Consider the following 20,961-nt stretch of genomic DNA (forward strand, 5'->3'; position numbering starts at 1 on the left):
TCTCATGCCTACTGAGAATGCAACAATGTTTGATCAAGTAGCTGAAGTTATTGAACGTTTACGTCCTTTTTTATTACGTGACGGCGGAGACTGTACATTAATAGATGTTGAAGACGGCATCGTGAAATTACAATTACACGGAGCTTGCGGTACTTGTCCAAGCTCGACAATCACATTAAAAGCTGGTATTGAACGCGCACTACACGAAGAAGTTCCAGGCGTTATCGAAGTAGAACAAGTCTTCTAAGCGTCTCGTATTATATATTTATGGTAAGACCAATATGACTCCTATCAAAGTAACTTATACTTCGATGGGAGTCATTTTATATCTCGCATTTCTAAAATAATAGAATACCTTATATTAAAAAACTGGGAATGGGACATAAATCTAGGGAGCGGGACAGAAATCTAATGCAATTTCAAAGATTTCGTTGTCCCGCCCCGGCAAGGTTGACTAGAAATGAAGGAAGTGAGGCTCGAACGCATCTTCATTTCAGACAACTACTGCCATAAATAAAGGCTGAACCATTTTTTTATTAATGGCTCAGCCTCAGTTTTTTATTATTGTTGTTTATGTGACGTTTTAGATTCATCATCTTTCATATGTTGAGCGATATGTTCATTCATATATGCCCAACCTTTCCAACCAACGTGAACGACATCACTAAGAACATATTTTTCATAGTCTTTGTCTGACATGTCATAAACTTTACCACCATGATTTACTACAGTTTGATGGATTTTATTATAAACAGGTTCACGTGTTAAACGATGAATATTTAAATGATCATACCATTTACCATTAACAGGTAAAATCACGTATTGAACATCGGCACCCGCATGATGCATCGTATCTACAAGTAATGATAAATCATTAAATTCTGGAGAATTCATTTTAAATTCATATTTACGATGATTCATCGGTTTCTTATGCGTTAATTTGTTCCAATATTCATTACGGATACCATAGTCATTAGAAGAAGAACGTTTTTCACCAAGTTGAACTGCTTTATCTTGCATAGTTTCCCAAGATGCATCCGGTTTAGTCATCGGACTTACATCTGATAAAGGTGATTTATCTAAAGAGAAATATGTTTTTATCGCTTCAATTTTTAGAAGTTGGTTCTCTTTGAAACGAGAAACATAATTACCATCTACTTCTCCATGACTTTTAACAACTTCTTTTAAAAATGGTTTGTTCGTTGTACTTTTGAATTTCAATAGACGTTTCGCATATCTTTCTTTTAATTCAGAAGGCATATCTTTTTGTTGAAATAACTGATTAATTTGATTTGGTGTTGTACGTGCAGCAATATCTCTATCGTTGACGCCATGCGTACTAAACCATTGAGGTGAAATAATAAATGTCATCTTTTTCCCTTTTAACTGATCATATTGACCGGCTAATTCAATCGCATTAATTAAGTCTGTGTTCCCACCAGTCCCAACTAAGAAGACGGGTTTCGTATCTTTTCTATTATGTAATGCTATCGCTGGGTTAAATGGATCTTTTTTATTTAATTCACTCGATCCATAAACAGGATAATATTTATTACTACTGAACATTTTATTTTGAATGAGCGTACCTTTGAGTACTTGGTCAGTTAAAGAAATTCTATTATCAGCGACTGCTTTATTAGTTACTAAACCTGTAAACCAACTTGCAGGTAATAGTACAAACGCTAAAAATAACGCGCCGCTGATAATAATTGGTAAAAATGGCTTTATTTTCATCTTAGTTCTTCTAAAGCTTCAACAATTTTATTAGGAGTTGCCCACTCATCACGATCAAAGTCCATAATTGATACTTCGATACCTAGTCTATTTTGAATTTCAAGTAATAAACCTACTGTTTGGAATGAATCAATGATGCCCTCTTCAAAAATTTCAACATCAGGGTTTTCTTTTACCACATTATTTTCCGCAACATCAGCTAATAAATTTAATACTTCTTCTCTAAATTCCATAATTTATAACTCCTTTTATATTAATTTTCCTGAAAAGATTAAAAATCCAAATGCTACAAAATGGAATGTGATGATGATACTCAAAGCTGTAGTAAAACCATTTTGCCAACGAGCTGGATGTTTCTTTCTCCAACGTTCATAGTATCCATAGCCAATAAACATAAGGCCATGATAGATACCGTATACAATATAGAATAACTCTAGGCCATGCCATACGCCCATGATGAAAAAGTTTAACAAGAATGCGAAATTAGACATCGCAAACTGACTTTTCATTAATTTCTTACGTGACATGTAGAAGAGCGTACGCATATAGATACAATCTCTAAACCAGAATGATAATGACATATGCCATCTATTCCAGAAGTCTTTAATATTACGTGCTTTAAATGGTTGTTTAAAGTTTGGAGGCGTATTAATACCATAAAGATAACTAATCGCTACCGCAAATAAACTGTAACCTGCAAAGTCAAAGAATAAATAGAAACTATACGCATACATATATAACCATTTATGTGTGAAACCATGTAAATCCATTAGTAATGGATGAATTGCGTAAGAATTAATTAAATAAGCAAGAATATATTTATAAAGGAAACCAAGCATAATCATATGAATTGCTTTAGCTACTAACGCTCTATACTGTTCTCCTGTAGGAACCTTCTTATCGTCTTTAACAAAACGTTTGTATCGGTCAATAGGTCCAGAAGACACGGTTGGGAAGAAAGAAATAAATTGAAGTAACTTACCTACTTTAATTTCTTTTATTGAACCATCTCTAATTTCCATGATAAGTTGAACGCTTTTAAACGTAACGTATGAAATACCTAAGAAACCTACAAATTCAATTAATTTATGCTCATGGAAGTGAATTTGATGTCCACCTAGCCATGAACTTTGTAAAACCTTAACAATTGCTAATGGCAAGATAGATAATACCATAACAATAACAAATTTAGTGAAGGTATTATTCTTTTGTCTTGAATGATAATAACCCATGATGAGTGCTACTTGCCAAATCAGATAAATTACGAAACACAGTAACTGAATACTTAAGTATTTATTATCAAACAGGTTATGTTTATCTGATGAAAAAATAATGACTATCATAATTGCTGTACTTATACCGTTGTAGATATAACTTCGCTTACCTAAAAATCCGAGTATGATGACTGGTAAAAGTACTATAAAAGCAACTAAGAAGAAGGTAAACGTGCCATAAGGGATCATGCGTTAATATCCTCAGCTACTTGTTTACGATCAAGCTTTCCGTTTGAAGTTAATGGAAGTTGGTCCATCCAAACAAATTTTCTTGGAATCATATATTCTGGTAAGCGAGATTTGAGTTCGGATTTAATTTGTCTGGTCATTTCTAAATCATCTTTAACTTCTTCAGTAGGCACAATAGCCCCTACCAAGTGAACAACTTTATTATTTTTATAAATTGGTACGACGATTGTTTCTCGTACGTATTGTGATTGTCTAAGCTGTGTTTCAATTTCTTCAAGCTCCATACGATAGCCGTTGAGTTTAATTTGGAAGTCGATACGTCCTTGAATAAACCAAAGGCCATCCTTTTCAATAGCTTTATCACCTGTATGATAAAGTCGAATACCATCTTCAAAGTTAAATACCGCTTCAGTTTTAGCTTTATTATTTAAATACCCTAAGCTGACACTGTTACCTTTAATGATAAGTTCTCCTTCATCTGTTGTAGATAACGTCGTGTTAGGTCGGGCTACGCCCACTGGTAGTGGATTATACGTTTCAATGATGTCTGGCGTGATTTTGACACTAGTCACAGCTACAGTCGCTTCAGTCGGACCATAAGTATTATAAACCACTGCATGAGAATATCTGTCTAATAATGCTTTTGCTGTTCTATGCGGCAAGATTTCTCCACAGAAGAAGAAGTGATTCAAACTTGGATAGGCACTTTCATTAAGATTTGGAAGCAATAAACACATTTCCATAAATGACGGTGTTGATACCCAAGCATTAATTGGTGTGTTAACTAACATGTCGTTTAACAATTTAGGTTTATTAATCATATCTTTATCTACTAAGTTTAAAGTACCACCAGATGTTAAGCATGGGTAGATTGCCATTACTGATAAGTCAAATGAGAATGGTGCTTGGTTAAGCCACTCTTATGGTTCATTAGATTCATTTAATGAGACCATCCATTCTGCAAACTCTACTAAACTTGCATATTCAATTTGAACACCTTTAGGTTCTCCAGTAGACCCTGAAGTAAAAATAGTATATACCACGTTTGTAAGCGCCATTTGGCTATCAAACACCGTTGGATAGTCAGAGTTTTGAACATCTTGAATAGTGATTTCTTTAGCCTCATGATTAGCTATTGACGTTTCCGTTGTATTCAAAATAAATTCTGGTTCTACTTGCTTGATAATCATGTGAACACGATCAGTTGGAACCGACGTATCAATTGGCACATAGCCACAACCGGCTTTAATCGCACCTATCATTCCCACTATCATATAGGGTGACATATGACCATATAGAACTAGAGGTTTATGCGTATCTTGTAGTAAATGTGCTAATTTACTTGATTCATCTATTAACTGTTGATACGTTAATTCATCATCTTTATGTCTAATTGCAATACACTCAGGATTGTTTTGACTAAAGTCATTTATTAAATTTATGATATCTGACATAATTTGACTCCTTATTAGAATTCGTTATATATGAAATTATTGTGTGTGTCGCCGGATCCATAAATAAGATACAACGCAATAAATATAGCTAAATACAGTAGGGTTAATAAGTATGGTTTAGCTTTTTCGAAAAATAGCATTGCTTTGTTATTATTTTCTTTCAATGCAAAATTGCACCTCACTATCATTTTCTAGCGTATGAGTTTTAAGTTCTTAGAAAGCTTCATTTCCCAGAAGGTATTGTAAAACAAAGTTTTTAAATACAAAATTTATATTTTATTTTTACACCTTATTATAAGCAATACCTATTTCTATGGCAAATTAAATTTTAAAAAAGTTTATGTAGAGTCACTTAAAATTATTGTCAATCACTATTGTTGCAAGCATTAACTCTAAATATAATTTCTTGTTTTACCACTTTAATGATATTCATTATATTAGTACTTATTCGTCTACATCACAATGACATAGCGCATAACAAAACTGTTAGTTGAACCAAGATAGAAAAAACTTCTTATTGTTTTAGATGGAATATCTACCACTACAATAAGAAGTTACTTGCATGACTATTTAGTTTTAACTGGCGTTTCAGGTGCTTTCCCTTGGAGAACAGCTTTAATATTGTCTATACATAATTGAATCATTCGATCTCGCGTCTCTACCGATGCGCTACCAATATGTGGCAATATTACAACATTTTGCATTTTGAGCAATGGATGGTCGAGACGAATAGGTTCTTCTCGCAGTACATCAAGTCCACAACCACCAATCTCATTATTATTCAATGCATTAACTAGAGCTTCCTCGTCTACGATTGCCCCACGACCAATATTGATAAAGATGGCATCATTTTTCATTTTTGAAAATGCTTTTTCATCTAATTTATTTGCCGTTTCTGGGGTTAATGGAGCCGTACAAATTACAAAGTCGCTTCGTTCTAATAGTTCTTCAAATGAGACATATTGTGCATTTAACTGACGTTCAGCATCTTCATGTCTTGAACGATTATGGTAGAGAATTGTAGTATTAAAGCCTTGAAGTCTACGTGCAAAACTTCTACCAATATCGCCCATACCATAAATACCTACAGTCGAACCGTGAACATCCTTTCCGGATAATAAATACGGTCCCCAACTTTTCCATTGGCCATTTTGCACATATTGTTGTGCCTCAATTATACGACGCGCAACCGTTAACATTAAAGTGAATCCTAATTCCGCAGTTGTTTCCGTTAACACGTTAGGCGTATTAGTAATTACGATACCATTTTGATTAGCCAATGCTACGTCAATATTATCGTAACCTACTGCCATATTAGCGATTATTTTAACGTTCTTCGCATGTTCAATACTTTCTTTATCAATTTTTTCACTTAAAGTAATAAAACATGCGTCTGCATCTTCTAATTCAGTTAAAAATTGTGCGCGTGGCATAGGTTCAAATTCGTCATCCCACATGCGAACGTCACCTAATTGTTCTAATTGCTCGATAAATTGCTCAGGTATTTTACGTGTGACTAATATCTTTCCCATAAAAACGTCACCCCTTTGATTTATTTCAATGCTTTTTCTAATTCAGAAATAGCTACATTTAAATCTTTAAATGAATAAGTTGGTTGTTTGTCTTTTTCTAAAAGTTCTTCATATGATGTAACGCCAGTTTGAACATGAATCGTATCGACGCCTACGTTCATTCCAGACATAATATCTGTATCGTATAAATCACCAACCATGGCCACGTCAGATTTATCTAATTTCAAAATGTCTAACGCAATATCCATGATAACCGGTTCTGGTTTACCAATGAATTGTGGTGCTTGACCAGTTGAAACACTCACTACACTAGTAATGGCACCGTTACCTGGTAAGAAACCACGTTCTTTAGGAATTGAAACATCTGGATTAGTAGAAATAAATCGTGCGCCTTTACGAACTGCTAACGTTGCTACTGCTAACTTTTCATAAGTGACTTGTTCATCCAATCCAATAACAACATAATCTACGTTCTCATCATCTTTAACTGTCAAGCCTGCTTCAGTCAGCGCTGTTCTTAAACCACTACCACCTAGCATATAAACCGTCGCATCGCTTTGTTCTTGAGCGATAAAGTTAGCCGTCGCTAAAGCAGACGTTACTACTTCATCAGGTTTCGCATCAATATGCATCTCTTTTAATTTTTGAGTTACTTCCTCAGGCGTTTTAGTAGAATTATTTGTTACATATAAGTGAGGAATATTATTGTTATTTAAATAATCGATAAATTGTGCTGCGCCATCAATTTCATCTGTGCCTAAATACATTGTTCCATCTAAATCGATTAAATAACCTTTATAATTTTTCATTACTTATTTTCTCCTTTTCCAAAAGCAGTAACTGGAACACTCTCTTTCTCAAGAAATTGAATTACTTCTTGAATAAATTGTTTATAATAAGGGAGCGTTTTATCGAAAAGTGGTCGAATAACATTATTATCAAGTTCAGTATAATTATGAGCAAACTGTTTTCTAACTTCTACAGTTTCATTGATATGTTGCTGTGTCTCTTTAGTAATAACGTCTTCTAACTCTAAGATATCAATTACGTCTTTATAATTTCCGGGGTCTCTTAGTATAAAACCATCAATAATCATATTGCCAATATCAACAGAAGATTCAATTAACATTTGTGCAATACGTTCAAATGCATAATGGTTGGCTTTGTGCTCTTCATAATCTTTAGTTAACTGGTTTAAATATTCAAGTTTTAACGTTAGTTTATCTTTATCTACAAAATACATGTCTGTCACCTCTTAATATGTCTATCATATCACAGTTTTGCATAGGTATTCATTTGTCGTTATACTAAATTTAATCACATTAATAGAAGGAGTTTTATCTCTTATGATAGATATGTATTTATATGACGACGAGGAGCAAAGCCAAGTACAATTTGTAGGCTTTGTAGGTGAACATAGCCGTTATGATTTAATGCTAGTTCAAACCGATCGTCATTATGGCAAAATGCTAGTTCTCAATATGCAAACCAATAAATTTGGAATTATAGGAACTGATGATATAGAAGAAGAAGGTTATATTGCACATATTTTAGGTGTAAGCCAAGAAGAAAGTGATGAAATTATTGAATACTTAAACCAAGTGATTCAATAGCCTTCTTAAATTTTTTAAAATAAAAGCTTTTAAACCACGAGATTGGATGATATTGTACGGTTAACCTATGAATGCTCTAGTCTCTATTTGGTTTAAAAGCTTTTTTAATTAGTTAATATTTAGTTATTGTTTTTCACTTCTTGAATACTAGGTTTTATCTTTACATCTTGCAATTTATCTTCTGCTTCCCCTAATACGAGGTCATCATTCTCTTGTTCTATTCTCTGTATCTCTTTATTTGATAAATGTCTTAATACAAAGTAAGGGCACCCAAAGTTACAATATTCTAAAATGTAATCTTGTATACTTGAGAAACGCTTAGAGATTTCCGCTTTTTTATTAGCATCTTTATAGAATCCTTTTAAACGTAGCTGATCATAGCCGAAATCGCCTACCACATAATCATACTTGTCTAAAATATCTGAGTATCTTGTCGCAAATAATTCTTCATCAAAGCAATCTCTATAGTCTTCAATTATTTCAAAATACTGTTGATCTACTTTAATCATAATTTGTCACCTTTAATTCGTATAATAAAAACTTAGATCACACCATTTCATTTGAAATATGCAACCTAAGCTTTAAATAATCAGTTTAAATAAACTATATTAGTTTTGTTGTAATTGTTCTTCGCCTAAACGGTGTTTTTCTTTAGCGGCTTCATTAACTTGTTCATCTGCGTGGTATGAACTACGTACCATTGGTCCAGCTTCACAATGTTTGAAACCTTTATCCATAGCTACTTTTCTTAATTTACCAAATTCTAATGGTGTATAGTATTTTTCAACTTTTAAATGCTTACGAGATGGTTGTAAGTATTGGCCAATTGTTAGAATGTCTACATCATTTGCACGAAGATCGTCCATTGTTTCGTAGATTTCTTCTAATGTTTCTCCTAAACCAACCATGAAGCTTGATTTAGTAGGGATATCTGGTTGTAATTCTTTAGAACGACGCAAGAATTCTAAAGTTCTGTCGTAAGTCGCACGTGCACGAACTCTTGGAGTTAATCGACGAACTGTTTCGATGTTGTGGTTTAAGATATCAGGTTTAGAAGCCATTAATGTTTCAAGTGCTTCATAGTCACCACCCATATCTGATGGTAAGATTTCGATTGTAGTGTATGGATTACGCGCACGTACTTTACGTACTGTTTCTGCATACACGTTTGAACCTGCGTCTCTTAAATCATCACGCGCAACAGCTGTGATAACTACGTGTTTAAGATTCATTAATTCAACTGATTCTGCTACACGTTCTGGTTCGTTTAAATCTAATTCATTTGGTAGACCTGTTTTTACTGCACAGAAACGGCAAGCTCTTGTACATACCGCACCTAAAATCATAAATGTAGCTGTACGTCTAGCTCCCCAACACTCATGTATATTTGGACATTTTGCTTCTTCGCAAACTGTATGTAGATTTTTTTCGCGCATCATTTTCTTGAGGCCAATATAGTTTTCGTTCGTGTTAAGCTTAATTTTCAACCAATCTGGTTTACGTAAGATTTCTTCATTTTTAGTAGCCATAACAACGTATACCCTCCTGTATAATCTATCTTTAACTATTATAACGAAATTTACATTAAATTAAAATGTAATAACTTATAATTTTCAAACTCTCTTCAATATTCTCTGTCTTAACCGCTAATCACATTAACAAAGCAACGTTTTACATTCTTACTAATTTGTCTTTAAAGATATCTCTTAAAAATTGTGGCATTAAATAATCGATGGATAACCCTTTTAACATTGGGAAATATCTGCCGAACGTGTACATATCGACTGTACCGAGCGTATACGTTGCATTGTCTTGGATTTCCTCTCCATTAACGAAGAAACGCTGCTCAGATTCGATAAATCCACAATTATATAAAATATAACCGCCAAAAATATCGCCTCTGAAACCAAGACCTTGTGCATGTTCTCGCATATATTCTTGTTTCTGACTTTTAATAATCACATTTTTAAGTTCTGAACCTTTAAGTCTTATTCGTACTAAATTAATTGGATGTGGTAGCATTCTGTGAATATCATATTCTGTTAATTTATCCGCTTCGACACCCTTCACGATAAGACCAGCATTTACTATTGTACAGTCTGCGAGCGTAAATTCATATACACTTTCTGCTAGTAAATATGACGTTTTTGTGATGACATCTGTTTTACTGGTTAAATTTACCGGATGATCGATGACTGGCTCACTCATTAACGCCTTGCCTTCAACGTCATAATCGGTTTCAACTTCAGGTAAGGTATCAACTGGATAAAGTGTAGCTGTCTTATTAACAACTTGCTTGTTTTCAATGGTTAAACTCACTTCACCTAGGTAGTAACCATATTTTCCGGCCGCTGCCATGAGTACACCATTATTCACTTGACCATGATCAAAATGGTGATGTGTATGGCTACCTAATATGACATCAATTTCAGGTATTTCTTGGCATAACTTTTCATCAAAAAAGACACCTACATGACTCATCACAATAAGGATGTCGTAGTTACCACGTTGATTAGCAATTTCGTCTTTAATCGCTTCTAAAGGATCAGTGACAATCCAGTCTAATGCGCGATAAAACGGTGTAAATGGCGCAGTAGCAGCTACAAATAAAAAGCGTACGCCTTCAATTTCTTCTATATGAGAGGTCGCAATATTATGCGGTAAATGTCCTTCTTCATCGATGACATTTGTACATATCACTTTAAATTTCGCCTCATTATATAAATTGTTTAAGGCTTCATGAGAAATAGTCATGCCTTCATTGTTACCTATCATAGCAATATCACACTGCGATTCATTAAGAAGTTCTACATTTTTTCTACCTAATGTCGCTTGTGTGACTGGCGCTGATAAATCTACATGGTCACCAATATCTAAATAAAGTGAGGGGTGTTGAAGTTTCGGTCTATGATCTGCCATATATGATGCAATACGCGCATATTCGTTTAAATGACTGTGAATGTCATTAGTATGATAAATTGTTAACTTCAATTAAATGCCCCCTATATATATTTAAAGAAAAGATTTAATGATTAAATAAACACCCATAATTAATAATACTGTGCGTAACAATGTAACCACGGTTTCCGATTTAATTGAACGGTTCACTCTAACGCCAATTTGGGCCCCTATATAACTAGAGATTATCAGGACAATTGAATATGACCAAGCCACATGCCCTTGGAAGATATGTCCTATTGAACTCATCACGCTTGAAAAGAAAATCATCATCATGCTTGTACCCACTGCCACATGAGGTGGGAAGCGAAATACTATTAACATGAGTGGCGTCATCAAAGCGCCTCCGCCAATTCCAAAAAGACCTGTTAAAATACCAATCAATAATGTAGCACAAAAGGCAAATACAGGTGGCACGCTATAATGATAAGTTACACCCTCAGCATCGATATACGTTCTACGATATTTTTCTTTATCAAAAATTTTAAATGGTTTAATTTTATGTCTGACCATTAATAATATCGATACTATAATCATAAAAATACCAAAATATAAGTTGAATGAATCTAGCGTTAGATATCGACTTAAAAAAGAACCAAGTAATGACCCAGGTAATAAACCAAATAGAAAAATAGAACCATTTTTAATATCAACTTGCTTCGTTTTTAAATAGCCTATAGATGATGACAAGCCTGTAACGATTAAGATGACAGATGACGTCCCAATAGCTATTTGTGTGGTAATACCGTGTAATATATGGTGTGTTACACCTAAATAAACAAGTGTCGGAACAATAATAATTCCTCCGCCTATGCCTACTAATGAACCTAAAACTGCTGACAGTAGCCCAATGATAACTAATAAAATAATTGTTACTAACATTATATTTCGCCTCTTAGAATAATTTTAATTGTTGTGGTGCTAATCCTGTATATTCTATATCTAATAGATCTTGGTATGTTTTCGCATTTTGGGCAGCATGGCCTCCGGAATTATTATTAAACACTACATAAACTTGTTTAGCTTTATGTTCTAGTATCTTTACTTTATTCGCTAAGTCAGTCAGTTCTTGTTTATTATAATTGTATAAATATCGCACATCGCGCCATTCTTGGTCGGTCATATCCTTTTTAGTCCAACCTTGTTTATTTCTACCGTGGTAGCGAACAAACGCTTTCTCAGTGGTAATACGGTTGATTAAAGGAACGGAACCTTCTTTAACTTGAGGTTCATCTACTACCGAATGAATAATTTGATGTTCTGTTAAAAATGCTAATGTCTGCTCTTTAAATTGCTCATTAAACCAAGATTGATGTCGGAACTCTACACACATCGGTATATCTGCTAATTGTTGTCTTACATATAAAATGTATTTAATATTTTGAGCAGTACAATCAAACCAAGGTGGAAATTGTACTAATACCATTGCTAACTTTTTGTGCTTAATCAGTGGCTGAAGCATGAGCCTAAACTGTCCAAATAACTCCGCCCGTGACTCAGCAAATTCTTTATAATCTGCGTGTAGCGTTAACGCTTGATGAATCTTCACTATAAATTCAAATCGGTCAGGTGTTTCTTTGATCCATTTTTGTATATTTCGTTCTGGTTGGATGGCATAATATGAGGCATCGAGTTCAACAATAGGAAAGTGACTGGCATATGTCTGTAATTTATCCGACTGTCGCTCCATATCTTCATATAAGGAGTAGTGATCTCCCCATCCGGTAAGACCTATGTTAATCATTTTTATCACCAGCTATATGATACCACATTCATTTTTAAGTTATCATATGTTCAATACAATCTTTACATAACTTAAACTTTAGGGACTCGAATAGTGTTTGTTATTTCATTTTCAAAAAAATAATTATTAATGCATTGTTTGTAATAGAGACTCAACTTGAGAGACGAGCCCATCAAACAATTGGTTCCCTTGTTGACGCTTAGCTAAACGAGGTGATTGACCACTCCACATATGCGTCCATTCGCTATTCCCTTTCGCAACAGCTGTCTTTCTAATCGTATTAGTCAATTGATTCTGCACTGGATAAGGTGGTATCTCACCGTCATATTTAGACAATGATTCTGCAAATTCATTATTAATCCCACGTGCTAATTTACCGCTAAAGACATCTGTCACGCGTGTATCTGTTTCTTTACTGTTAAGAATTCCATGTTTCACTACTTCATTAGCACCACTTTCTTCAGTTGTTAAAAATGCGGTACCCATCTGAACGCCTTGCGCACCAAGAATTAAACTGGCTAATATACCACGGCCGTCCATAATACCACCTGCTGCTATCACAGGTATTGAGACGTGTTCAGTGACCTGAGGTACTAATGACATTGTGCCTATTAATGGTTGAGTCTGTTGATTCTTAGATAAGAATGATCCTCTATGACCGCCAGCCTCACTACCTTGTGCCACCACTACATCCATACCTGCACGTTCATTCTCAATGGCTTCTTCAACCGATGTAGCGGTGCCGACTAATTTCACATTAGCTTGTTTAAGTTTAGAGATAGTTTCTTGACTTGGAAGTCCAAAGGTAAAACAGCAAATCGGCACTTTATGTTTAATAACCATATCAATGGCGTTACTAAATTGCTGTTCTTCAGTAATATTTACGACCGGTTCTTCAAGGTCTAGTGCTTTACGATACGGTTTCAGCCAAGCATTCATATATTCAACTTGATCCTGGGTATAGTTATTGCGACTTGGCACAAATAAATTTACACCAAATGGTTGAGTGGTCATTGAACGAACTTCCTGTATTTCTTGCTCTAACTTATCGGCAGTAAAATACCCTGCTCCGATACAACCAAGCCCGCCTTTATTACTTACTGTCGCTACTAATTCAGGCGTTGTGCTTCCTGCCATGCCTGCTTGAATAATTGGATATTTAATATTTAGCGTCTCTGTTAATGCATTTGAATGCCACATATAATATTCAACTCCTTTGTCTCTCTTGCGATTATAATATGTACATTTTATTAAAATATTCCCTACCCTATTTTTTCATAAACTTTGAGAATTAGAGAAGATTGGGACATAAGTGTTTAGGATTTAAGCAAAACTAAGTGGTGAGCAAAAAAACTGAGAGGTCGATGTCTACTAGTTTATCATCTCATCTCAATTAACTACTTCCAAAATTAAAAGTTATACAAATTTTATATTAATGTCTCACTCTTGATTTTATTACCTTTGAAAATCAATGCTTAATCACATTTACATAAAATTAATTGGTTATTTACAAAAAGTTTCAAACAATACATCGTAAATATATAAAGGTTTGCTTATAATATAGTTATGCAGAAAAGCAATATTATAATTTTATTTTAAAAAGTATTGAAATAAATAGTCATTAAGATTAGCTAGTTTGCACAAAATAACAAAGGGGACAACGTAAAATGAAAAAGGTTTTAGCTTTAATATTTGCTAGTTTATTAGTTTTAGGGGCATGTGGTCAAAAGGATAATGAGGCAAAATCCAGTGATAATCATAAAAAATCCAGCGACCTAGTGAACAACGCCGATGATGAAAAAACTGAAGATAGCAAATTAAGTAAAAAACATAAAAAAGACAAAGAAGTGGAAGAGAATAACGAAGATAAATCAAACAGTTCAGAAGATACTCAATCTACAGATGATAGTAATAATAATGATGATAAGCAAGCTAATAATACTGAGGAAGAATCCAATGACGATTCGTCTAATACAAATAATACGTTAAATAATGATAAAGATAATAATACGGAACAGTCTAATACAAATAATAATTCACAACAGAATCAAAATAATCAACAGTCTAATGCTCAAAACACTTCTACTAATAATCAATATATGAGTCAACAAGATATAGATGAATGGAATAAAACTAAAACTACTACTCATGATGAAGGTCAAATGGGATATGGGTATAGTGATTATCTCGCTGCAAAAGAAGCTACTGAGCAAGGCAAAGCTCAAAACGGAGGTAAGATAGAAGGCGTAGGAGGCTCTTGGCCGGTACAAGATGGACAAAATTATAATTCATGGAAAGACGCCCAAATAGAATGGCAAAATGCCGTCAACTCTACAAGCCAAGCAGTTGAATAATGTTCAAGGGTACACTTATGCTCTTTTTATACTTTTTAACAAATATTCACTAACCTTATTGAAATAAATTTCATGAAAAAGGTGTCCATCGATAAACGATGGACACCTTTAACTATAACTCTATAAGCATATTTGAAAAGTAGATAATATCGATAGATTAACCGATAGAACCTTCCATTTCAAATTTAATTAAACGGTTCATTTCTACTGCGTATTCCATTGGTAATTCTTTAGTGAATGGTTCGATGAAGCCCATTACGATCATTTCAGTCGCTTCTTCTTCAGAAATACCACGGCTCATAAGGTAGAATAATTGTTCTTCAGATACTTTAGATACTTTCGCTTCGTGTTCTAATGAGATATTGTCATTAAACACTTCGTTGTAAGGAATTGTATCTGATGTAGATTCATTATCTAAGATTAACGTATCACATTCAATGTTTGAACGTGCACCTTTCGCTTTACGTCCGAAGTGAACGATACCACGATAGATAACTTTACCGCCATTTTTAGAAATAGATTTAGACACAATTGTTGAAGATGTGTTTGGCGCTTTGTGAATCATTTTAGCACCAGCATCTTGAACTTGTCCTTTACCTGCGAAAGCGATTGATAATGTACTACCTTTCGCTCCTTCACCTAATAGTACACAGTTAGGGTATTTCATTGTTAACTTAGAACCTAAGTTACCGTCAACCCATTCCATGTTACCATTTTCATGAACAAACGTACGTTTAGTAACTAAGTTATAAACGTTGTTAGCCCAGTTTTGGATCGTAGTATAACGTACGTGAGCATCTTTATGAACGATAATTTCAACTACTGCTGAGTGTAATGAACTAGTTGTATAAACTGGTGCAGTACAACCTTCAACGTAGTTTACTGATGCGCCTTCGTCAGCAATGATTAATGTACGTTCGAATTGACCCATGTTTTCTGAGTTAATACGGAAGTACGCTTGTAATGGCGTATCTAATTTAACGTTTTTAGGTACATAGATGAATGATCCACCTGACCATACAGCTGAGTTAAGTGCAGCAAATTTGTTATCAGCAGCTGGAATAACTGAAGCGAAGTATTCTTTGAATAAATCTTCGTTTTCACGTAAAGCACTATCAGTATCTTTAAAGATAATACCTTTTTCTTCTAATTCTTTTTCCATGTTGTGATAAACAACTTCTGATTCATATTGTGCAGATACACCTGCTAAATATTTTTGTTCAGCTTCAGGGATACCTAATTTATCAAATGTACGTTTAATCTCTTCAGGTACTTCGTCCCAAGAACGTTCAGTATGTTCTGAAGGTTTAACGTAGTATGTGATGTCATCAAAGTTTAATTCTGATAAGTCGCCACCCCATTGAGGCATTGGCATTTTATAGAATAATTTTAAAGCTTTAAGTCTGAAGTCAAGCATCCATTCTGGCTCTTCCTTCATATTTGAAATTTCTCTAACGATATTTTCTGTTAAACCACGTTCTGATCTGAAAATGGAAACATCCTCATCATGGAAACCATATTTGTAATCTCCAACATCAGGTGCTTTTTTAGCCATTTCAATCACTCCTTAAATATATTTAAACGACGTGCGCGAGATTTTTAATAGTTATGTTATTGTCTATTGTCATTGTAACAATATGCAACCTTCATAAAAAGTCACAAGTGTAAAAAGTTAAATGTGTAAGAAAAAAGAGCTTAAACTAACTGTGAGATTGGGACAACGAAATCTTTAACTTACATTAGATTTCTGCCCCACATCCTAAGTTATTTGACTACTCTTCAGTAGTGCCCTCTGTTTTACCTTCTTTTTCTACCGTACCTTTTTCAAGAGCTTTCCAGGCTAATGTTGCACACTTAATACGTGCTGGGAATTGAGATACACCTTGAAGTGCCTCAATATCGCCCATTTCTTCAGTAATTTCATAGTCTTCACCAAGCATCATCTTAGTGAACTCTTGACTCATTTGCATAGCTTCACCTAATGAATGACCTTTAACTGCTTCTGTCATCATTGATGCACTGGACATTGAGATTGAACAACCTTCACCTTCGAATTTAGCATCATTGATAATGCCATCTTGAATATCGAACGTTAATCTAATACGGTCACCGCAAGTTGGATTATTCATATCTACAGTCATTGAGCCATTGTCTAAAACGCCTTTGTTTCTTGGATTCTTATAATGGTCCATAATTACAGATCTATAAAGTTGATCTAAATTATTAAAATTCATAAGAGAAAAACTCCTTCGTTTGTTTCAATGCTTCAACAAGTTGGTCTACATCTTCTTTAGTGTTATAAATATAGAAACTTGCACGTGCAGTAGATGAAACGTTTAACCATTTCATTAGTGGTTGAGCACAGTGATGTCCAGCTCTAACCGCTACACCTTCTGTATCTACTGCTGTAGCCACATCGTGTGGGTGAATATCAGTTAAATTAAATGTAATCACGCCAGCACGACGCTCTTTAGGTGGCCCGTATATTTCAAGCCCGTCAATGGATGACATTTGATCGTATGCATATTCAGTAAGTTCTTTTTCATGTTGATGAATCGCATCGAAACCTAATTTTTCAATATAACGGATAGCTTCTGCTAGGCCAATTGCTTGTGCGATTAATGGCGTACCTGCTTCAAATTTAGTAGGTAAATCAGCCCATGTGGCATCATATTTACTTACGAAATCAATCATGTCGCCACCAAACTCAACTGGTTCCATGTTTTTAAGTAAATCTCGTTTACCATATAACACGCCAACACCAGTTGGACCTAACATTTTGTGTCCACTGAAACTAAAGAAATCTGCATCTAAATCTTGTACATCAATATCCATATGTGGCGCAGATTGAGCACCATCAACACTTATAATCGCACCATGTTCATGTGCAATCTTAGCGATTTCTTTCACATCATTGATTGTACCGAGCACATTAGATACATGTGCAATAGCGACAATTTTAGTATTATTGTTAATTGTCGCTTTAATATCTTCAAGTTTTAATTCGCCTTCATCAGTCATTGGAATGAATTTTAAAGATGCATTTTTACGTTTGGCAAGTTGTTGCCAAGGAACAATATTCGCATGATGTTCCATTTCTGTTACAACAATTTCATCGCCCTCTTGTACATTCGCATCGCCATAACTATGAGCTACAATATTAATTGATGCAGTTGTACCTCTTGTGAAGATAATTTCTTCAAAATATTTAGCGTTAATGAAACGACGAACCGTTTCACGTGCGCTTTCATAGCCGTCAGTAGCTAGTGAGCCAAGCGTATGAACACCACGGTGAACGTTTGAATTATAGCGTTTATAATAATCATCTACTACATTCAACACTTGTACCGGCGTTTGGCTTGTCGCTGTTGAGTCAAGGTAGGCTAAGCGTTTACCATTAACTTTTTGTTCTAATATTGGAAAGTCTTTAATGATTTCCTCAATATTTAATGAAGTTTCGGCCACTTTGTTCACGACCTTTCTTTTATTAAAAATCTCGTATGATTTATTTGTTTACTTTAAGTTCGATTACTTCTCTTAATTGACGTTTAACATCTTCAATTGGTAATTCACGTACAACTGGATCTAAGAAACCATGAATAACTAAACGTTCAGCTTCTTTTTGTGAAATACCACGACTCATTAAGTAGTAAAGTTGTTCAGGGTCTACTCGGCCAACTGATGCTGCGTGTCCAGCTTCTACATCATCTTCATCAATTAATAAGATTGGGTTGGCGTCACCGCGTGCATTTTCAGATAACATTAATACACGTGATTCTTGGTTAGCAATAGATTTTGTACCACCGTGTTTAATATGACCAATACCGTTAAATACTGATGATGCACTTTCAAGCATTACACCGTGTTTTAAGATATAACCATTTGTTTCTTTACCGTATTGAACGATTTTAGAAGTTAAGTTAATTTTTTGTTCGCCAGTACCAACGACTACTGATTTAAGTTCACTTGTAGAACGGTCACCAATTAAGTTAGTAGTATTATCAATAATTTGACTACCTTCGTTCATTAAACCTAACGCCCAGTTAATAGAGGCATCAGCTTCAGTTGTACCACGGCGAATAATATGACCAGTGAAACCTTTATCAAGGTAATCTACTGAACCATAAGTGATATTTGAGTTTGCGCCAGCAATAACTTCAGAAACAATGTTAAGTTGGTTACCTTCACCACTTACTGTTGATAGATAGTTCTCAACGTATGTGATTTCAGCACTTTCTTCAGTTGCGATGATTACGTGGTTATAGAAACTAGCGTTTTCATCGTCGTGAAGTACGACATATTGAACTGGGTCTTCGACTACTACGTTTTTAGGTACGTAGACGAATGCGCCACCATTAATTAATGCTGCGTGTAACGCTGTTAAACGATGTTCATCAACTGTCACTGCATCAGTCATTAGATATTTTTGTACTAAGTCACTATGGTTTACTAATGCTTCGGCTAAGCCTTCAATAATAACTCCATTATTTTTAGCTTGTTCTGATACTTGAGCATATGCTAAAGCATTGTTGTGTTGCACGATTAAGTTTTTAGAGTTTTCAACGTCAATGATTTCTTTAATGGCTTCAGGAAGCTCAGATAAATCATTAAATACTTTTCCTTCAACGCTATGTTGTTTGAAAGTATCGAAATTCCATTTTCTTAATTTAGTTTTATCCGGTTTAGGCATTTCTAAAGTTTCTGTTAATTTTAACGCTTTTTGACGTAATTCTGTCATCCAAGAAGGTTCATTGTGCGCTTTAGAATAATCAACAAGTTGTTCTTCAGAAATGTTCAAAGTTTCGGTTGTCATAACTCTTTTTCCTCCTACTTGATGAAAATTTTAACGACTGTAGGAAGTTCATACCTTTTCTCTCATACCTTAAAGTATTATTCCTCAGTCTTATATAATTCGTTGCGTTTAATTTAGCAAGTATATTAAGTAAGTTATGTCTTGTTTCATTATTTAAATGAACAATTCATAGACTATTCTGTAGCACCAAATTCTTCTTTAACCCATTCATAACCTTCTTCTTCAAGGCGTTTAGCTAATTCTGGGCCACCTGATTTAACTACTTTACCGCCATACATTACGTGTACTTTATCTGGAGTAATGTAGTTTAATAAACGTTGATAGTGAGTAATCATTAATGCGCCGAAGTTTTCCCCACGCATTTTGTTGATACCTTTAGATACTACTTTTAATGCGTCGATATCTAAACCTGAGTCGATTTCATCAAGAATCGCAAATTTAGGTTCTAACATCATTAATTGTAAGATTTCGTTACGTTTTTTCTCACCGCCAGAGAATCCTTCATTTAAGTAACGTTGAGCCATATCTTTATCGATATCTAAATAGTCCATTTCTTGGTCTAATTTTTTAATAAATTGCATTAAGTTAATTTCTTGTCCTTCTTCACGTTTCGCATTGATTGCTGAACGCATGAAGTCTGCATTAGTTACACCAGTGATTTCTGATGGATATTGCATCGCTAAGAAAAGACCAGCTTTTGCTCTTTCGTCAACTTCTAATTCTAAAATGTTAACGCCATCTAATAATACTTCACCTTGTGTTACTTCGTATGTTGGGTGCCCCATAATTGCAGATGATAATGTTGATTTACCAGTACCATTAGGTCCCATAATTGCATGTATTTCGTCTGTCTTAACAGTTAAATTAACACCTTTTAAGATTTCTTTATCTTCAATAGATACATGTAGATCTTTAATTTCTAATGTTGATGCCATTTATATTCCCTCCGTCATATAAAGTTTCTTAACTAGTTTATAATAATTTTAATGTGTAGTCAAAAAGCTCTGTATACTTTAATACACCTCATTATAACGCATATATCCCGTAATATAAACTTATTAAAACTCCAAATTAGACTTATTATTTATCTAAAATGATTTTTATCTAGCAAACATTAATCGATTTCAACTGATAATGATGCGCGCATTGTTCTCAATAGAAACAATTTAGACACAAATGTGCTTGGCTAAGGCTTTGTATATTTTTAATAACTTCTCATCCCCTTTCGTTCGAATTCTGCAGATTATTGGATGACATTTGCTAAGAAAATTTAATTTTGGAGTAAAATAAATCAAA

21 protein-coding genes and 1 pseudogene are annotated in these 20,961 nt (G+C 34.3%); 3 read left to right on the forward strand and 19 right to left on the reverse strand.

What is annotated here, in order from left to right; genetic code table 11:
* Positions 1 to 4 precede the first annotated feature (4 nt).
* Entirely contained in the window at positions 5 to 247 is a 243-nt protein-coding gene (locus FH144_RS06325; protein WP_103166400.1) for a NifU family protein, read from the forward strand.
* A 314-nt stretch (positions 248 to 561) separates the two neighbouring features.
* Here the strand turns inward: FH144_RS06325 and dltD are convergent, their stop codons facing one another.
* The 8 genes and pseudogenes from dltD to FH144_RS06365 all read right to left on the reverse strand — a co-directional run bounded on the left by dltD (position 562) and on the right by FH144_RS06365 (position 7,426).
* Positions 562 to 1,734, reverse strand: coding sequence for a D-alanyl-lipoteichoic acid biosynthesis protein DltD (dltD, locus tag FH144_RS06330; protein ID WP_242314471.1), 1,173 nt, complete (start codon positions 1,732 to 1,734; stop codon positions 562 to 564).
* The gene (gene dltC, locus FH144_RS06335; protein WP_103166402.1) at positions 1,731 to 1,967 is read right to left on the reverse strand and encodes a D-alanine--poly(phosphoribitol) ligase subunit 2; all 237 of its coding nucleotides are present in this window, start codon (positions 1,965 to 1,967) and stop codon (positions 1,731 to 1,733) included. The genes dltD and dltC overlap by 4 nt, the downstream gene beginning before the upstream one ends.
* A gap of 15 nt (positions 1,968 to 1,982) precedes the next feature.
* Entirely contained in the window at positions 1,983 to 3,197 is a 1,215-nt protein-coding gene (dltB, locus tag FH144_RS06340; protein ID WP_198611021.1) for a D-alanyl-lipoteichoic acid biosynthesis protein DltB, read from the reverse strand.
* Positions 3,194 to 4,651 (reverse strand): annotated as a pseudogene (gene dltA / locus FH144_RS06345) (D-alanine--poly(phosphoribitol) ligase subunit DltA). The gene dltB and the pseudogene dltA overlap by 4 nt, the downstream one beginning before the upstream one ends.
* A gap of 14 nt (positions 4,652 to 4,665) precedes the next feature.
* Positions 4,666 to 4,791 carry a teichoic acid D-Ala incorporation-associated protein DltX gene (locus FH144_RS06350; RefSeq protein WP_167409772.1) on the reverse strand — a complete coding sequence of 42 codons (126 nt, stop codon included), beginning with the start codon at positions 4,789 to 4,791 and terminating at the stop codon, positions 4,666 to 4,668.
* Between the two features lie 426 nt (positions 4,792 to 5,217).
* Positions 5,218 to 6,183 carry a 2-hydroxyacid dehydrogenase gene (locus FH144_RS06355; RefSeq protein WP_242314473.1) on the reverse strand — a complete coding sequence of 322 codons (966 nt, stop codon included), beginning with the start codon at positions 6,181 to 6,183 and terminating at the stop codon, positions 5,218 to 5,220.
* A 20-nt stretch (positions 6,184 to 6,203) separates the two neighbouring features.
* Positions 6,204 to 6,992, reverse strand: a complete 789-nt coding sequence (locus tag FH144_RS06360) for a TIGR01457 family HAD-type hydrolase (RefSeq protein ID WP_242314476.1) — start codon at positions 6,990 to 6,992, stop codon at positions 6,204 to 6,206.
* Positions 6,992 to 7,426, reverse strand: coding sequence for a DUF86 domain-containing protein (locus FH144_RS06365; protein ID WP_107507415.1), 435 nt, complete (start codon positions 7,424 to 7,426; stop codon positions 6,992 to 6,994). The genes FH144_RS06360 and FH144_RS06365 overlap by 1 nt, the downstream gene beginning before the upstream one ends.
* Positions 7,427 to 7,529: 103 nt before the next feature.
* Between FH144_RS06365 and FH144_RS06370 the strand changes: the two genes are divergently transcribed.
* The gene (locus FH144_RS06370; protein WP_242314477.1) at positions 7,530 to 7,796 is read left to right on the forward strand and encodes a DUF3055 domain-containing protein; all 267 of its coding nucleotides are present in this window, start codon (positions 7,530 to 7,532) and stop codon (positions 7,794 to 7,796) included.
* A gap of 119 nt (positions 7,797 to 7,915) precedes the next feature.
* Here the strand turns inward: FH144_RS06370 and FH144_RS06375 are convergent, their stop codons facing one another.
* The 6 genes from FH144_RS06375 to FH144_RS06400 form a co-directional block, all read right to left on the reverse strand.
* On the reverse strand, positions 7,916 to 8,305 hold the full coding sequence (locus tag FH144_RS06375; protein ID WP_198611015.1) for a YutD family protein: 390 nt from the start codon (positions 8,303 to 8,305) through the stop codon (positions 7,916 to 7,918).
* Positions 8,306 to 8,404: 99 nt separating this feature from the next.
* Positions 8,405 to 9,325 (reverse strand): lipoyl synthase, encoded by a 921-nt coding sequence (lipA, locus tag FH144_RS06380; RefSeq protein WP_103166410.1) that lies wholly within the window; start codon positions 9,323 to 9,325, stop codon positions 8,405 to 8,407.
* Between the two features lie 142 nt (positions 9,326 to 9,467).
* A complete protein-coding gene (locus tag FH144_RS06385) occupies positions 9,468 to 10,787 on the reverse strand; it encodes a bifunctional metallophosphatase/5'-nucleotidase (protein WP_242314479.1) in 1,320 nt (439 codons plus the stop codon).
* A 21-nt stretch (positions 10,788 to 10,808) separates the two neighbouring features.
* Positions 10,809 to 11,636 carry a sulfite exporter TauE/SafE family protein gene (locus FH144_RS06390; protein WP_198611013.1) on the reverse strand — a complete coding sequence of 276 codons (828 nt, stop codon included), beginning with the start codon at positions 11,634 to 11,636 and terminating at the stop codon, positions 10,809 to 10,811.
* A gap of 13 nt (positions 11,637 to 11,649) precedes the next feature.
* The gene (locus tag FH144_RS06395) at positions 11,650 to 12,498 is read right to left on the reverse strand and encodes a DUF72 domain-containing protein (protein ID WP_242314481.1); all 849 of its coding nucleotides are present in this window, start codon (positions 12,496 to 12,498) and stop codon (positions 11,650 to 11,652) included.
* A gap of 126 nt (positions 12,499 to 12,624) precedes the next feature.
* Positions 12,625 to 13,698, reverse strand: a complete 1,074-nt coding sequence (locus FH144_RS06400; protein ID WP_242314483.1) for an NAD(P)H-dependent flavin oxidoreductase — start codon at positions 13,696 to 13,698, stop codon at positions 12,625 to 12,627.
* Positions 13,699 to 14,165: 467 nt separating this feature from the next.
* Between FH144_RS06400 and FH144_RS06405 the strand changes: the two genes are divergently transcribed.
* The gene (locus FH144_RS06405) at positions 14,166 to 14,852 is read left to right on the forward strand and encodes a hypothetical protein (protein WP_242314485.1); all 687 of its coding nucleotides are present in this window, start codon (positions 14,166 to 14,168) and stop codon (positions 14,850 to 14,852) included.
* A gap of 157 nt (positions 14,853 to 15,009) precedes the next feature.
* Here FH144_RS06405 and sufB read toward each other — a convergent pair whose 3' ends face one another.
* The 5 genes from sufB to sufC form a co-directional block, all read right to left on the reverse strand.
* Positions 15,010 to 16,407 (reverse strand): Fe-S cluster assembly protein SufB, encoded by a 1,398-nt coding sequence (gene sufB / locus FH144_RS06410; protein WP_107507407.1) that lies wholly within the window; start codon positions 16,405 to 16,407, stop codon positions 15,010 to 15,012.
* 217 nt (positions 16,408 to 16,624) lie between these two features.
* Positions 16,625 to 17,086, reverse strand: a complete 462-nt coding sequence (sufU, locus tag FH144_RS06415) for a Fe-S cluster assembly sulfur transfer protein SufU (RefSeq protein WP_103167020.1) — start codon at positions 17,084 to 17,086, stop codon at positions 16,625 to 16,627.
* Complete coding sequence (locus tag FH144_RS06420) at positions 17,076 to 18,326, reverse strand: cysteine desulfurase (protein WP_242314488.1); 1,251 nt, start codon at positions 18,324 to 18,326, stop codon at positions 17,076 to 17,078. The genes sufU and FH144_RS06420 overlap by 11 nt, the downstream gene beginning before the upstream one ends.
* Positions 18,327 to 18,357: 31 nt before the next feature.
* Positions 18,358 to 19,665: a Fe-S cluster assembly protein SufD gene (sufD, locus tag FH144_RS06425; protein WP_242314490.1), complete on the reverse strand. Its 1,308-nt coding sequence runs from the start codon at positions 19,663 to 19,665 to the stop codon at positions 18,358 to 18,360.
* A 173-nt stretch (positions 19,666 to 19,838) separates the two neighbouring features.
* Positions 19,839 to 20,600, reverse strand: a complete 762-nt coding sequence (sufC, locus tag FH144_RS06430; RefSeq protein ID WP_107507404.1) for a Fe-S cluster assembly ATPase SufC — start codon at positions 20,598 to 20,600, stop codon at positions 19,839 to 19,841.
* Positions 20,601 to 20,961 lie beyond the last annotated feature (361 nt).

Origin of the sequence: Staphylococcus sp. acrmy, assembly GCF_022690565.1 — a bacterium.
Lineage (GTDB): Bacteria > Bacillota > Bacilli > Staphylococcales > Staphylococcaceae > Staphylococcus > Staphylococcus caledonicus.